Annotated in this window: 11 protein-coding genes; 5 read left to right on the forward strand and 6 right to left on the reverse strand. The window is 35.3% G+C overall.

What is annotated here, in order from left to right; genetic code table 11:
* Positions 1 to 8: 8 nt before the first annotated feature.
* Positions 9 to 1085 (forward strand): M42 family metallopeptidase, encoded by a 1077-nt coding sequence (locus L2586_RS14145; RefSeq protein WP_235293567.1) that lies wholly within the window; start codon positions 9 to 11, stop codon positions 1083 to 1085.
* The gene (locus tag L2586_RS14150; protein WP_235293568.1) at positions 1082 to 1951 is read left to right on the forward strand and encodes a UbiA prenyltransferase family protein; all 870 of its coding nucleotides are present in this window, start codon (positions 1082 to 1084) and stop codon (positions 1949 to 1951) included. Before L2586_RS14145 ends, L2586_RS14150 begins: the two co-directional genes overlap by 4 nt.
* A 10-nt stretch (positions 1952 to 1961) precedes the next feature.
* Here L2586_RS14150 and trmD read toward each other — a convergent pair whose 3' ends face one another.
* The 3 genes from trmD to L2586_RS14165 are packed head-to-tail and all read right to left on the reverse strand — an operon-like array spanning position 1962 to position 4704.
* Positions 1962 to 2648: a tRNA (guanosine(37)-N1)-methyltransferase TrmD gene (trmD, locus tag L2586_RS14155; RefSeq protein ID WP_235293569.1), complete on the reverse strand. Its 687-nt coding sequence runs from the start codon at positions 2646 to 2648 to the stop codon at positions 1962 to 1964.
* The gene (locus tag L2586_RS14160) at positions 2648 to 3313 is read right to left on the reverse strand and encodes an FKBP-type peptidyl-prolyl cis-trans isomerase (protein WP_317218958.1); all 666 of its coding nucleotides are present in this window, start codon (positions 3311 to 3313) and stop codon (positions 2648 to 2650) included. The genes trmD and L2586_RS14160 overlap by 1 nt, the downstream gene beginning before the upstream one ends.
* Positions 3313 to 4704 (reverse strand): dipeptidase, encoded by a 1392-nt coding sequence (locus L2586_RS14165; RefSeq protein ID WP_235293570.1) that lies wholly within the window; start codon positions 4702 to 4704, stop codon positions 3313 to 3315. Before L2586_RS14165 ends, L2586_RS14160 begins: the two co-directional genes overlap by 1 nt.
* A gap of 163 nt (positions 4705 to 4867) precedes the next feature.
* Here L2586_RS14165 and L2586_RS14170 point away from each other — a divergent pair, with 163 nt between their 5' ends.
* A complete protein-coding gene (locus tag L2586_RS14170; protein WP_235293571.1) occupies positions 4868 to 5935 on the forward strand; it encodes a hypothetical protein in 1068 nt (355 codons plus the stop codon).
* 3 nt (positions 5936 to 5938) lie between these two features.
* The gene (gene miaE, locus L2586_RS14175; RefSeq protein ID WP_235293572.1) at positions 5939 to 6520 is read left to right on the forward strand and encodes a tRNA-(ms[2]io[6]A)-hydroxylase; all 582 of its coding nucleotides are present in this window, start codon (positions 5939 to 5941) and stop codon (positions 6518 to 6520) included.
* 94 nt (positions 6521 to 6614) lie between these two features.
* Here the strand turns inward: miaE and L2586_RS14180 are convergent, their stop codons facing one another.
* Complete coding sequence (locus L2586_RS14180; protein WP_235293573.1) at positions 6615 to 8630, reverse strand: SPOR domain-containing protein; 2016 nt, start codon at positions 8628 to 8630, stop codon at positions 6615 to 6617.
* 259 nt (positions 8631 to 8889) lie between these two features.
* Here L2586_RS14180 and L2586_RS14185 point away from each other — a divergent pair, with 259 nt between their 5' ends.
* The gene (locus L2586_RS14185) at positions 8890 to 11862 is read left to right on the forward strand and encodes a S8 family serine peptidase (protein WP_235293574.1); all 2973 of its coding nucleotides are present in this window, start codon (positions 8890 to 8892) and stop codon (positions 11860 to 11862) included.
* Between the two features lie 66 nt (positions 11863 to 11928).
* On the opposite strand, the gene L2586_RS14190 is transcribed toward L2586_RS14185, so the two are convergent.
* Both L2586_RS14190 and L2586_RS14195 read right to left on the reverse strand, forming a co-directional pair.
* Positions 11929 to 13728: an SLC13 family permease gene (locus L2586_RS14190; protein WP_235293575.1), complete on the reverse strand. Its 1800-nt coding sequence runs from the start codon at positions 13726 to 13728 to the stop codon at positions 11929 to 11931.
* 39 nt (positions 13729 to 13767) lie between these two features.
* Positions 13768 to 14739 carry a DUF368 domain-containing protein gene (locus L2586_RS14195; protein WP_235293576.1) on the reverse strand — a complete coding sequence of 324 codons (972 nt, stop codon included), beginning with the start codon at positions 14737 to 14739 and terminating at the stop codon, positions 13768 to 13770.
* Position 14740 lies beyond the last annotated feature (1 nt).

Below are 14740 nucleotides of genomic sequence, written 5' to 3' on the forward strand. Positions count from 1 at the left end.
ATTAGAAGATGAGCAAGATCACAGGAAAAGCAAAGAAATTTTTATTTGAATATTTAACTAACGCATCACCTACGGGTTTTGAAGCACCAGGTCAGAAATTATGGGCTGAGTATCTTAAGCCATTTGTAGATGAAATTCATTTAGATAATTATGGAACTTGCTATGGTGTCATTAATCCTGGGCAGGATTTCAAAGTTGTTATCGAAGCGCACGCTGACGAAATTTCTTGGTTCGTAAATTATATTTCTGATGATGGATTTATCAGTGTTATCAGAAATGGAGGCTCTGATCAAGTAATCGCTCCTTCTAAAAGAGTTAATATTCATACGAAAGAAGGAATAGTAGAAGGCGTTTTCGGATGGCCAGCTATTCACACTAGAAAAGCGAAAGATGCAAGTAATAATCCTACTGTTTCGAATATATTTATAGATGTAGGAGCTGCAAATAAAGAAGAAGTACTTAAAATGGGCATTCACGTAGGTTGCGTTATAACGTATCCAGATGAGTTGTTCATGATGAACGATTACTATGTTGGTAGAGCATTAGATAATAAAATGGGTGGTTTCTGTATCGCAGAAGTTGCTAGAATGTTGAAAGAGAATAAAAAATCTCTTCCATTTAGTTTATATATCGTTAATGCTGTTCAAGAAGAAATAGGATTAAGAGGTGCTCAAATGATTGCTAATACCATTCAACCTCACGTTGCAATCATCACTGATGTGTGTCATGATACCAACACGCCGATGATAAAAACTAAAGAACAAGGTGATACGAAATCAGGAAAAGGTCCTGCACTTACTTATGCACCTGCTGTTCACAATATCCTTCTTCAACAAGTTATAGATACGGCGGAAGCGAATGAAATTCCATTCCAAAGACAAGCTTCATCAAGAAGTACTGGAACAGATACTGACGCATTTGCCTATTCGAATAAAGGAGTGCCTTCTGTGCTAATCTCTCTACCATTGAGATACATGCATACAACCGTTGAAATGGCGCATAAAGATGATATTGCAAATGTTACTAAACTAATATATGAGACTTTGCTCACTATCGAAGATGGGCAATCATTTAAGTACTTTTGAAATTTGTAAAAAAACTAATAGACTTTTATTTATATAGTAGTATCCATATTGCTGTAGGTGCTGCCTTAAGTATCATTTTATGTTATGCCGTTTTAGTGCATATTCCTACAAGTGACTACCCTATTTTTGTCTTTGCCGCAACCTTGTTTTTGTATTGTAGCCATCGGATTATTGGTATCAAAACAGTAGAGAAATTTGAGCATGAAGGTCGATATGCAGTCATTAAGAAATATAAGGTACACATAATACTTTATGCAATACTAGGAGGAATCGGTAGTGTAATTCTTTACTTTTACCTTCCTTTTATTATGAAATTGTGGCTTATTGCACCAGCTATTGTTTCTTTATTCTATGTACTGCCTATATTTTCTAATCACAAGCGACTAAGAGATATCGGACTGATTAAGATATTTTTAATCTCCATCATTTGGGCATTAATCATAGGAGTTATTCCTTATGTAGAAGCGAAGGGTACATTAGATGGTTTAGGTATTTTATTCGCATTAGAAAAAGCAATATTTATTTTTGCAATAACCCTTCCCTTTGATGCTCGAGATTTAATTGTGGATGATGCTAATGCAGTTAAGACCATTCCGGCTACTATAGGAATTGACAATGCCTATAAAGCGGCTTACTTTTTAATGGCTGCGGTTATGATTATTGTTGTTAGTCTGTATGCTTTAGGATTATATTCAGGAGGTGTAACGATTGCATTGATCATTGGCTATCTGATTACTAGTTTAGCCATTAAGCTTTCTAAGGGTAAAAAAGATGACTACTACTATTCTGGAGTATTAGATGGTACAATAGCGTTTGTTGCTATATTAGGGATAGCTGTAAGTGGTATTCTTGATGTTATTTTTTAATCGAGAGGGTCTATTCGTCTTTAGGTTTCAGAAGGTTGGGTCTTCTTTCTTTAGTTCGTTCATATGCCCGATCTTCTCTCCATTCTTCTATCTTACCATCATTACCAGAAAGTAGAATATCCGGAACTTTCCACCCATTATAATCTGCTGGACGAGTATAAACAGGAGGTGCTAACATATCATCTTGATAACTGTCAAACAAGGCTGAAGTCTCATCATTCAGTACGCCAGGCAACAATCTTCCGATTGAATCTACTACCACTGCAGCAGCTAGTTCGCCACCAGACAAAACATAACTACCTATAGATATTTCTTTAGTGACAACATGCTCTCTTAATCGCTCATCTATACCCTTATAATGACCACAAATGATAATCATATGCTTTTTCATAGAAAGGTGGTTCGCCATTTTCTGGCTATACTCTTCCCCATCTGGAGTCATATAAATGATTTCATCTATTTCCTGTCCAGCACTAATTTCAGAGATACACTTGAGGATGGGTTCGATACACATCACCATGCCTGCTCCACCACCATATTGGTAGTCGTCAATTTTGTTATGCTTCCCAATGCCGTATTTACGTAGATCGTGGACAACGACTTCGAAGAGCGATTTTTCGGCAGCTCTTTTCATTATAGAATGTTGAAAAGGACTATCCAATAATTCAGGAACTGCCGAAATGATATCGATTTTCATTATTCTATACCTAGAAGTTCAACTTCGAATACCAATGCTGCGAATGGTGGAATCTGAGCACCTGCTCCTCTTTCTCCATAAGCTAAGTTATAAGGGATAAATATTTTCCATTTATCTCCAACTTTCATTAATTGTAATGCTTCTGTCCATCCTGCGATAACACCATTTACTGGGAAAGAAATAGGTTCTCCTCTATCTACAGAAGAATCGAATACCGTTCCATCGATTAATGAACCGTGGTAGTGAACTTTAACTTTATCTGTTGGGCCAGGAGTTGCTCCATCACCTGATTGCATTACTTCGTATTGTAAACCGGTTGCAGTTGTAGAAACACCTTCTCGTTTAGCATTTTCAGCTAAGAATTTTTCTCCACCACTTCTAGCCTCAGCAGATTTCGCCATCGCTTTTTCTTTTGCAAAATTATTTACTAATGCTTGTGCCTCATTTAAAGGAACTTTAAGCTCATTTCCTTTCATTACATCATTTATCGCATCAGCCATAGACACTGGGTTGATATCTCCAAAACCTTGTTGTTTTAAATTTTCAGCCATTAGTATGCCTATACTGTAACTAAGTGAATCCATCTTGTTTAATGTATTTTGTGCCTTTAAACTTAGGCTATTAAAAAATAGTATGGCGATCGCCATTCCAATATATTTTTGCATTATTTTGATTTTAATTCCGCGTAATTAATAAAGTATTTAGGAATAGTTTCTATTCCCTTATAAAAATTAAATAGGCCATAATGTTCATTCGGTGAGTGAATATCATCAGAATCCAATCCAAATCCCATTAAAACGGACTTAACACCAAGCACTTTTTCGAACAAAGCAACGATAGGAATACTTCCACCACCTCTTACCGGTATAGGATCTTTCCCGTATGCATCTTTCATCGCTTTATGTGCAGCTAAGTACTCTGGTGTATCTATCGGTGTAACAACCGGGAATCCTCCATGATGTGGTTCTACTTTTACCGTCACGCCAGCTGGAGCAATTTTAGTAAAATGCTTAATAAACTTTTCTGTAATCTCATCAGGTTCTTGATTAGGAACTAAACGCATACTTATCTTTGCAAATGCTTTAGATGGTAAAACAGTCTTGGCTCCTTCTCCAATATATCCACCCCAGATTCCATTCACATCTAAGGTAGGTCTTGTGCTTGTTCTTTCTATCGTTGAATACCCTGTCTCACCTTGAACATCATTCACTTTTAGTCCTTTCTTATATTCTTCGATATCAAAAGGAGCAGCATTAACTGCTTTTCTTTCCGCTTCACTTAGGTCGATGACATTGTCATAAAATCCTTCTACCGTAATTCTATGATCCTCATCCTGAAGACTTGCAATCATTTCACAAAGCACATTCACAGGATTAGCAACTCCACCTCCATACACACCAGAGTGTAAATCTTTATTAGGCCCAGTTACCTCTACTTCTACATAACTTAATCCACGAAGACCTGTTGTAATAGAAGGTATATCATTAGCAATAACAGATGTATCAGATATTAGGATAACATCACACGCTAGCATTTCCTTATTTTCCTTACAGAATGTTCCAAGGTGATCAGATCCTACTTCTTCTTCCCCTTCTATCATAAATTTAACATTACAAGGAAGCTGATCATTAAGATTCATAGCTTCGAAAGCTTTTAGATGCATAAAAACTTGACCTTTATCATCACATGATCCTCTTGCAAAAATAGCACCGTCAGGGTGTATTTCCGTTTTCTTAATAACTGGTTCAAATGGTGGAGATTCCCATAATTCTAGAGGCTCTGCAGGCTGAACATCGTAGTGCCCATAAACTAAGATTGTAGGAAGTGACTCATCTATCATCTTTTCCGCATATACGATCGGATGACCAGGAGTTTGATGGATTTCCACCTTATCTACACCAGCAATAGTCAAATTCTTCTTCAACCATTCTGCTGCAGCGATCATGTCACCATTATGTGCAGGTTGAGCACTTACCGAGGGAATTCTTAATAACTCAAGTAGTTCCTCTAGAAATCGATCTTTATTCTGATCTATGTAATTTTGTATTGCATCCATTATTTAAATCTTTTTCGTTATTCGCGCAAATATAAGCAAGTGATCTTCAAATGACTTCAATTTAAAGACATATCTGCATATTTAACATCAGAGAAATTTACATATGTTTTTAATCTATTGATATTTATTGCATATTTGCCATTGAAACATTAACTATAATCCTTTGAGTAAAAAGAATAGCAACTTCAGTCACATTTTGATGATTTTGTGTTTTTCAATAATTATAAATGCAGACCTGATTGCTCAGGGATCTGAAGTATCTACTTCTCAAAATTTAGACCAATCTGCAACTGATTCTGGCAAGAATAGAAAAGGAACCTATCGAGGAAGAATTAGTCAAGAATATCTTCAGAAATTTAGTACCATGTCTAAGGATTTGGAAATAAAAAAAGAAGAGCAAGAATCTACGGTTTACAGATTAGAAGCAGTCAAAGCGAGAAGTAAAAAAGTTGAGGAAAAGGAACAACAAAAACTCTTTTCTGACAACATCGCTTCACTGAAATTAACGATTGGGGTTTTAGAAGATGAAATCAAACAATACAAAAAAGCACTTCGCCTCTTACAAGAGCATAAGACTCAACCAGATCTTGAGAAAAATAATGTACTCTTAGAAGTTTCTAAAATTGAATTGAAAATTGAAGAAATTAGGAAGAAGTATGAGAATGAAAAATTAAATGTAATCATAGAAGGAGTTGATTCGGATGAAAGGAATGTTTACGAAAATCCTCCTAAAGCTGATTGCAATATCGTTTTCAATGGAATTGACGCAGTAACGAAGAGACAAAAAATAGAAGTTCAACGAGAATTTTTGTTTGGATACACTCATCCTAAATTAAGAAGTTACTTCAAAGATGAGTTCTTTTTGAACTGTTATGCTAAGATGGTCAAGTTAGATAAGAAATACTATCTATGGTTATACATCAGTATTGCTTCTAAGGATGCTATCAAAACTTATGGACGAATAGATCAGAACAGTACATTAAAGTTCGAATTATTAAGTGGTGAAATTCTGTATGCACAGAATCTTCAGAGTGCTATAGGGCAATTAGAGGCTTATACCGGCAATACGAACTATGAAATAATTCTTCCTTTAGATAAGTCCAAATACAAGCTCTTAAGTAAAGGAGAAATCGATAGACTTGGTATTATGTGGTCGTCTGGTTATGAACAATATGAAATTTACAACGTAGATGTTGTTAAGAATCAAATCGAGTGTCTAAAATCTGAATAAAGCATGCTAGGACTAAAATTGCCGACCGATCCAAGATGGGTAAACATGGCAGAAATGTCAATAGAAGATATACTAACTGATCACGCTTATTGTGAACAGAAAGCAGCTACTTTTTGTATTTCTTTAATCAGTCAATATCCTGATAAGTTTGATTTAGTCGAAGCGCTTGCGCCGATTGTAACAGAGGAATGGGGACATTTCCGAATGGTACTTAAAGAACTTAAAGATCGCGAGTTAAAATTGGGTCACCAGAGAAAGGATGAATACGTTAATGCGCTTATGAAATTCCAGAAAAAAGGAGGCTCATATGATGATCGCTTATTAGAGAAATTATTGACTTGCGCTTTGATTGAAGCACGTAGTTGCGAAAGATTCAGATTACTTTCTCTTCATATTTCTGATGACGATTTGAAAGAATTCTATCATAAATTCATGGTCTCTGAAGCAGGACATTATCGTTTATTCATTGACTTAGCTAAGGGATTTGCAGGAGAGGAAAAAGCTATGAAACGATGGAATGAATTCCTAGTCTACGAAGAATCTTTATTGAAAGAGATGGAATTACGAGGCGATAGAATGCATTGATTTACCCATAAAACATTCTATATATTACTTCTATAAACACAAAAAGGTGATAGAATTTCTTCCATCACCTCTAAGTTCATTAATATAATTATTCTTAATTAGTTTTTAATTTTTCTAAGTATCCGTTGTTATCCATAACAATGTGTGCATCAGTAAATCCTCTGTTCTTAGCTTTTATTAAAGCTTTCTGAGCATTATCTAATCCACCGTAACCACTTAAGATAAATATCGTGTACTGTCCTTTAGTCCATTGTTCTATCTCACCAAGATCATTTACTCTTGAAATATCGAACCATAATGGATCTGTATAAGAAGCTAATCTAACTTTATAGTTACTTGTAGAAGGAGCTGGCGTAAAAGTACTAGAAAATGTTCCATTACTATTCCCATTTTTAGAATCACCTACAAGTTCCAATTCTGACGTCAATAAAGGCTCATGTACAATGAATGCATCATTATAACCCATTCCTTTTACAGAACTTAGAATTTTAGCTGCTTCACCTTTCTCATAATAGTAGCCTAATCTAATTTTAGTAGCTGCTGATTTATGTACTTTATACAGGTTTCCTAAACTAGTTAACTTCTTGAAGTTTCCTACATTACCTGAAGTCTTAGCTAATGAAGCTACTTGTATGTAATATACTTTAGATGGAGGTGCAGAAAGGATCAAATCTCTCTTCGCTAATAATCTTGCATTCTCCATTGAGAAATTGTTATCTGCTAGGTAGAAAATTGGATCACTGTCACTAACGCTAACAACATTACCATTAGATTTCACAGAACCATTCACTGCAAGATCATTAAGATTCACAGCAGCAGGAACATTTTCTTCTTCAGCCATTAACATCTTTTCAGCTGGTGTAGCGAAATAAATATCTTCTCCACCATTTCCACCAAGTCTATTAGATGTGAAATAGTAAACTCCCGAACTAGGATCGATAGAAAAGAAATAATCATCTTCTGGAGAATTTATTCCTTTACCCATATTAATAGCTGGTTCGTATTCAAGCGCACTTACTTTTTCAGCGATGAAATTATCAAATCCACCCATTCCACCTCTATAATCAGACGCAAAGAATAGGAAATTTTCCTCTTCATTATAAAAAGGTGTAATTTCATTACCTGGTGTATTCACATTAGGTCCCAAGTTCACAGGAATAGACCAAGCGCCTTCCTTGAATTGTGACATATATAAATCATATCCACCATAACCGCCTGGACGATTAGAAGCAAAGTATAATAGTTTTCCTTTGTTTGCAAAGTTTGCAAAACCAGTTGAAAATCCTGTTTCGTTGTATGGGAATGGCCTCTCTTTAGTGAAATCATTACTTCCTTCTTCCTTATCAGCGAAGAATAAAGACATATTCGTATCATCGGATCTTACGAATTTGATTCCATCTTTAAAATTGTTTTTTGTATATGCAACAGTTGGGAGTCCATCAGCATATGCAACAGGGCCTAAATGGAAAGAAGATTTCAAATTCCCTCTTAATAATTCAGGTCCATTTTCAGTAACTACAAACAACTGATTGCCTTGAGATTTTAGCAATGATTTGTTTTTAGAAACTGTTTCTCTTTGGATATCATTTCTAAATGAAGAAAAAATCAAATTTCCATCATTATAACTCATTCCAAAATCTGAGGAATTCGAATTATGAGCGAAAAGAGAAATTTCATATTTGTCTTCTTCATTGAGAAGTGATTTTGCAGTTTCACAAGATTCTGCAAAGTTTGCTCCTACTACAGGATCAACTTCCATGTATTTTAAATACCAATATTTAGCATTATCTAAATCACCTGTTGCCTTAAGTATATGGCCGTAGTGTAAATAAGCTTTTGGATTAAAATCCTCTAGTGTTGTTAATTGATCATACCAATTTAATGCTTCGGTATAATTGTTACTAAATCTGTAACATTCAGCTAAGTGATACATCGCCTCGCTGTTTTTAGGTTCTTTTGTCAAGACCTTTTTGTAGTTCTCTATTGCTAATTCATACGCCTCGAATTCATATTGCTTTTTAGCAATGGCCTGTAGTTCTTGACCATGTAAAAGAGGTGATTGAATTGCAAAAGCTACTCCCATCAGGAATAATAGTAGTCTTTTGTTCATAATTTTGAGCTTAATAATTATATTAATGAAAACAAATATATAAAATTACTTCATAGACAGTATATAACAAATGGCATTTTTTTATAATATGTAAGAATTTATTGATTTTTTCTATGATTACGACAGTTTTTCTGTCTTTGATTACTTAGGTTTACTGTTCTATACGAGATAAATCGTAAAATGGAATTGGAAGCTTCTTACTTAGAAGCTTTTGAGAATTAAAAATTAATTATATTGTAGGCTTAATTAACGTTTGACTATGAAATTAAAGTTATCACTTTGTTTAATGCTCGTTTTCTCAATGGCATTAAGTATTAATGCTCAGAAACTTAACTTTAGACAAGGCCAAGTTCTTGTAGAGTTGAAAAAGGGAGATACACCTAGAAGCACTATAAATTTGCTGCAGAACGAATTCGGTTCCAGCTATGAATTTGAAATTTCTCAAATTATTGCCACGCCGATGAATGTTTGGAGCATTTCCTTTGATTTTGCTAGAATAAACGAAAGAAGACTTTTGGAATTCACCAAGGGAATCCGTGAAGTCTACAATGCTCAGTTCAATCACATCATTAAACAAAGAAAAACACCTGACGATCCCTTATTCGAGGATCAATGGCAATATATCAATATCGGTCAAGATGGTGGAATCGAAAATGCAGACCTTGATATAGATGATGCATGGGATATTACTACGGGTGGACTAACCATTTCGGGTGATACGATTGTTGCATGTATAATAGATGACGGAATAGATCCTAATCACGCTGATTTCGGTAATAATCTATGGATCAATCATGGAGAAATTCCTGATAACAATATAGATGATGACGGAAACGGTTATGTAGATGACTACCGAGGTTGGGATACTTATGATGAATCAGATGAAATCTTCCAAGGTGGATCTCATGGAACTTCAGTTGCCGGTATCGTAGGGGCTAAAGGAAATAATGGAATCGGTGTAGCTGGAGTTAACTGGGATGTAAAACTAATGATTGTTAGAGGTGGAGGTGATGAAGCGGAAGCACTAGCTTCTTACGCATATCCGTATATCATGAGAAAAATGTACAATGACTCTGACGGAGCGGAAGGTGCATTCGTTGTTACCACTAATGCTTCTTGGGGCGTAAATTATGGTCAGCCTGACGAAGCTCCATTATGGTGTAATTTTTATGATTCACTAGGAGTTGTAGGAATTATCAGTTGTGGTGCAACTTCTAATATTAATATAAACATTGATGAAGAAGGAGACTTACCTACAGCATGTAGTAGTGACTACCTTATTTCTGTGAGTAATGTGACTAGAACTGGCGAAAAGGAGACTGCGGCAGGGTACGGAATTAAAAGTATCGACTTAGGTGCATTCGGTTCTGACGTTTATACAACTTCCTTTAACAATCAGTATAGTGGCTTTGGCGGAACATCTGGTGCGACACCTCACGTAACTGGTGCAGCAGCATTAATATACAGTATGCCTCATCCAGAATTAATGGAACTTACTAAATCTAATCCAGCAGAAGCTGCATTACTGATAAAGAACATTATTTTAAATAGTGTGAAGAAAGATGCGCAATTCGAAGACCAATTTTTATCAAGTGGTGTTCTGAATATGAAAAATGCCCTTTCATTAGTTTCTAATATTTTTAGCGATTGCCCATTTCCTTTAGTTGTGGAAACTGAAAACCTAAACCTAGATTCTACACAAGTAACATGGGAATCAAGCTTAAATGCTAATAATTATAACTTAAGATACAAGTTGGAAACTGACTCTACCTGGGTGGTAGTTGAAAATGCTTCTTCTCCATTCATCATAGATAATCTTGCTGAATGTGGTATGTATGAAGTTCAGATTCAATCTTTTTGCGATATGGATTCTTCAAGTGATTATAGCTTCTCTGAGCGATTTGTTAGCTTAGGTTGTTGTAATGCACCTGGAAATCTACAATATAGCAACGACCCAGAAGAGGTAAGCGATAACAGTATTCTAGTCAACTGGAATGAAGATCAAGATCATCTTTCTTATATGGTTCAATATAAATTGACAGAAAGCGAAACATGGGATACCTCTTTTGTTGATGTGAATACAATAACATTAGAAGGCTTGAGATTTTGTTCAGTTTATGATATCGTTATTAGTGCTGATTGTATCACTGGTGTCGAAACTTCAAAGTCAGATACTTTACAAGCAGCGACCAGTTGTGGTACTTGTACAACTTTAGATTACTGTACCCCACCCGATCTTGTAAATGCTGGAGAATGGATAGACACCATAATCTTAGACAATCAGGTAATGGGAACAGGACCTGACGGTGGATATATGAATTATTCTGGTTTCTTCAATATTGAAGTTAAAATTGGCACTGAAATCCCCTTCAAATTATTAAAAGGTTTTGATGGAGTTGATTTTGATGAGTGGGTTAAAGTTTGGATAGATTTAGATGCTGATGGCGTATTTTCAGAGGAAGAACTAGTTTTCGATGAAGGAGAGGCAACTGCACTAGATATAGATACAGTAATTGTTGTAAACGGTGAATTTAATCCTGGGTTTACGTTAATGCGTGTAGGGATGGTCTTTGATGGGGAACCTACAGCTTGTGATGATCCTGAGTCGTTTAATTTCTTCGGGGAATATGAAGATTACTGTGTAGAGTTAATCGGACCTTGTGACTATGGTTTATCTATAGAAGATCTTAATGTTCAAGCAACTGAAGCAACCGTTACATTTACAATGGTAGATACATCTATTGCGTATAATGTTCGATATCGAAGAGTTGATGAAACTGAAGATGATTGGGAAACAATAAGCGTAATTGATACAATGGCTACGATATCTCCACTCGATGAATGTACGGAGTATATAGTACAAGTGAGAGCGGTATGTGACATTGATACTTCAGGTTTTATGGCGGTAGAATCTAATTTCACGACCAAAGGAGAAGGATGTATGGTTGGAACAGATGATTTGGACTTGGCTGCATTCTCGTTTAGCGCGTTTCCGAATCCATTTGTCAATGAGTTAAATATAAATGTACAAAGTGAAATAGATGGACCTGTAGATATCGAAGTAATTAATATTAGCGGTCAAGTCGTTTCGAAAATGAATAAATACTTAAGTGTTGGTGATAATAAAATTGGAATACAAGATTCCTACCAATGGTCTCCAGGCATTTATCTCATAAAATTAAGATCAGAAAATGATCAGAAGAGTGCAAAGGTTATCAAAATTAGTAACTAGGCATCTCTCCATAATATTTATCCAATCTGAGACGTGAACTTCATTTTCTCAGATTGGATAAATTTCCTATAAATATCGCATTTTGAGCATGATGACACTTGCTATCCAAAGCAATAGTGATAGCACACCTCCTATGATTAAAAAATGCTTGAATCGATAAAGACCCATTCCATATATTATTGTATTCGTTTGGTAGCCAATAGGTGTGAAAAAGCTAAAATTTGCACTGAACATTATGGCAAGTATAAAGGCTTTCGGATCTACATCTAATTTAACAGCAAGTGCAATGGCGATTGGCGTCATAATAATTGCGGTCGCATTGTTAGAAACTACACCACTCATTAACATGGTAAATAAGAATAAACATGCCAAGACAACTGTTGGCGTAAAAGTAGAGAAGATCAACATTAACTGATTAATCAACCAATCATCGGCGCCTGTATTACTCATCGCAACTCCGATAGGAATCATTCCTGCTAACAGAAAAATGATCGGCCAATTAATTGCTTTATATGCACTTGACAATTCAGTAGCACCCGAGAATAGCATCAGAAAACTTCCAATTAATGTGGATAGTAAAATGTTACAAACTCCAGTAGCTGCTAATATGACAACCAATAATAATACTGCAATAGAAAAATTCCGTTTAAAGACACTCGTATTACTTAAATCTGAAAATTCTTCAAAAAGCAATAGGCTCTGTTCCTCTTGTAAATCTTTAAGTTTAAATTTATCGGCATACAACAAAATCCTGTCCCCTACTTCGATCCTCACTTTACTCTTTAGATCATTTACAATTCTAAACTTACGCTGGAGAATACTTTTGTGCTTTTTAATGGCGATCGGTTTAGCCTTCTCACCTAATAATCGAGTCACTGTTCTCAAGGATCTACCGATAACATCTGAACCAGGCATCACAATCACTTCGTAAAACTCAAAGTTTTTGTTTTCGTTACTTGCGATCGCTGTATTCTTATCTGATTCTAAGATTGTAAAGTCACTTTGATCTTGAAGCTTGGCTAGCATTTCTACAGTTGCTCTAATTACAATCTTATCGTCTTTCTGTAGCCTGTAATACTTCGATGGTTTAAAACTTCCAGAATTAAACTGACCTATGGAGAGTATAGAAATATCCTCGTTATCGAAAACAGGAATATCCTTAATCTTTGTATCGATAAATGGACTATCTTCTACAAGCCCAATTAAAGTAACAAACTGTTCTAAATTATAATCTTCACTAACTGCCTTCTTATCTGATGACTTGATCACCACTCTGACAAGGATCGTAACTACTACTATGGTTATTGCCATAAATACAAATCCCATATCAGTGAATTCAAAAAACCTCAACGAGTCTATTCCTCTTCTTTCTGCAATTTCATTCACAATTAGATTAGTCGATGTTCCCATCAGTGTGGCACTTCCTCCTACTATACCTGCAAAAGAAATGGGCAGTAAGTACTTTATATGTTCCAGTTTTCCCTGTGCATGAAGTTCTGATATCATTTTGATAAACACGATAACAACAGCTGTGGTAGAAATAAATGCTGACGTAAAACCTACACAAAGCATTAAAATAGGAGCGGCAATAAAAAAGGGCCACTTAACGACAGGCGCTAGAAATGTTGATAGTAATTTGATTACTCCATTTTTCTCTAATGCCCAAGCGATAATCATTAGATTCAAAATGGTGATGACAGCTGGATTCGCGAATCCCGAAATGGCTTCTTCTGGCTTCACCAGTCTGAATGCAGCCAGCAAAACCATTATCCCAAAAGATGTTTTATCTATCGGTAAAAGTTCGAGTGCAAATATGATAATAGAAGCACCAAGAATGCAGAATAAAATAATTATTTCAATTGACATATAACAATGAAAATCGTAAATAATATAATAATGTTCGTTCTATTTCTTTTCTACTTTTCCAAGTAAGAAAACTACAGATAATCCTATGATAAAAGTAACAATACTTATTCCTAATTGAGGTTCAAAAAACATAAAATCTGATGGTAAGACTTTAACTTCTTTAATGAGCTGAATATTATCACTAAGCAAAAGATCCTTATTCATTACTGTCACATCCGTAAGGATCGTACTTGTATCTTTATCTAACCAACTTACTGGATTTCTCCATGGCCAAATTTTATTCAAAGATCCAAGCATAAATCCTGTAAGCACCGCTAAGGTTTGGTTTTTATAATTGTCAAAGGTATAGGAAAGCACTCTTGAGAATAATACGAGTCCTAGAACACAGCCAATAGCAAAAGAACCGATAACCAAAATACTATCTAGAGAAAAAGTGCTCAAAGCATTTTCTGCTTCCGAACGAACGATGGTATACATCCCTAATAATAAGAGAATAAAACTCCCGGAGATTCCAGGAAGAATCAGCGCGCTGATAGCAACCATTCCTGCAAGCATTACCAAAATATAATTGGTAGATCCTTCTGCAGGGCTTAATAAGGTAATGCAAAAAGCCACAATAAATCCAGCTATAATGAAAATGATATTGGAAAAATTCCAGTGATCAATTTTTCTACCGATATATATGGCTGAGGATATAATAAGTCCAAAGAAAAATGCCCATAAAGGTGCTTGGTAATTCTCAAATAGAAACCCAATCACGAAAATCCCAGAGACGATTCCGATAAGCATTCCGATCCCAAGTAAAAACAGAAAATTTCCATTGATCGCTTTCCAGAAACCTTTTATACCTTCTTCTTTCAGCGTTTTGATCAAAGAAAAATTGACAGACTTTATCGTATTGATCAACTCTTCATAAATACCAGTAATAAAAGCGATAGTACCTCCACTTACACCTGGAATAATCTCAGCTATTCCCATAGCTAACCCTTTTAATATTAATGATAATCTCATG

Source organism: Portibacter lacus (assembly GCF_021533215.1).
Classification (GTDB): Bacteria; Bacteroidota; Bacteroidia; order Chitinophagales; family Saprospiraceae; genus Portibacter; species Portibacter lacus.